This window comes from Acidovorax sp. WCS2018Noco2-16 (assembly GCF_031843945.1).
Classification (GTDB): Bacteria; Pseudomonadota; Gammaproteobacteria; order Burkholderiales; family Burkholderiaceae_C; genus Paracidovorax.
In genome coordinates this window covers 1-1,318 of the sequence record NZ_JAVTJJ010000023.1, presented here as the reverse complement: position 1 = coordinate 1,318, position 1,318 = coordinate 1, and the positions used below count along the sequence as shown (strand labels likewise).

Below are 1,318 nucleotides of genomic sequence, written 5' to 3'. Positions count from 1 at the left end.
TGAAGTTGACCCACTTTCGTGGACGGATACTGGTTTGATTCTCAAACCGTTTCGGGTGTTGTCTCGACATGCACGACGGCCTCGTCGACAACATCAAACAAGGCTTCGTTGCTCCTTTCAAAGTTCAGGGGTGAGAGGTAACCTAGGCCGCTGTGGCGGCGCCGAGGGTTGTACCAACCTTCAATCCAGGCGAAGACGGCCATTCGGGCCTGGGCCTTGCTCTGGAAGCGGTTGCGCTCGATGAGTTCGCTTTCCATGCTCGCAAAGAAGCTCTCGGCCATCGCGTTGTCGTAGGCATCGCCCACCGTTCCCATCGAAGGTCGCACCTGCATCTGCCGGCAGCGCTCCCCGAAGGCCAGGCTGGTGTACTGGCTGCCCTGGTCGCTGTGGTGGATGACACCCTTGGGTTTGCGCTGCTCCAGCGCCATGTTCAAGGCCGCCAGCACCAGGTCGGCGGTCATGCGCTCTCCCATGGCCCAGCCCACCACACGCCGACTCCAGACATCGATGACCACCGCCAGATAGAGGAACCCCATCCACGTCGGCACGTAGGTCATGTCCGCCACCCACAGCTGGTTTGGGCCAGTGGCGTGGAAACGCCGGTTGACCAGATCACTGGCTGGGGCCTGACGTTTGTCGCGACGGGTGGTGACGGTGAAGCCTCGGCGCTTGCTGATGCCGTGAATGCCGGCTTGCCTCATGAGATGGGCCACGCGCTGGCGGCTGATACACACGCCTTGCTCGATGAGCTCGGCACGCACCCGAGGCATGCCGTAGGACTCATAGGAGTCCCGGTGAATCTGGCGGATGTGCTCGGTCATCACCGCGTTGGCGATGCTGCGCTGTGAAGGGGCACGGCCGCGCCAAGCATAGAAGCCGCTGGCAGAGACACCGAGGACGCGGCACATGGTGCGCACAGGAAGGTCGGCCTGGTTTGCCATCACGAGTCCGAAGACTTCGTTGAAGTCGCATCGCTGCGACCGGCAAACCAGGCCGTAGCCTTTGCCAGGATGTCGCGCTCCATCTGGACCTGGCGCAACTGCCGGCGCAAGCGCACCAGTTCTTCCCGCTCGGCGGTGGTCAGGCCTTCCTTGCCCGGTAAAGGCTTGCCGTCATCAATGGCGGCCTGGCCTACCCAGTTGGTGATGGACTGGGCGGTGACACCGAACTCACGCGAGAGCTGCGCGGGTGAGCGACCGGCTCGAACTAGCTCGACCATCTGCTGGCGGAATTCCGCCGGGTACGGCGGTCGTACTTTGGACATTTGCGACTCCTTGAACACAAAGAATGATGTGTCCACGGAACCGGGTCAACTCCA

The 1,318-nt window shown here is 62.1% G+C and carries 1 protein-coding gene; it reads right to left on the bottom strand.

The genetic code is table 11. The annotated features are described in order from the left end of the window. Positions 1–41: 41 nt before the first annotated feature. A protein-coding gene (locus RQI28_RS19650; RefSeq protein WP_311224349.1) for an IS3 family transposase occupies positions 42–1,264 on the bottom strand; the annotation gives its coding sequence in 2 pieces (ribosomal slippage) (positions 42–997 and positions 997–1,264; 1,224 coding nt in all). Positions 1,265–1,318: the final 54 nt, after the last annotated feature.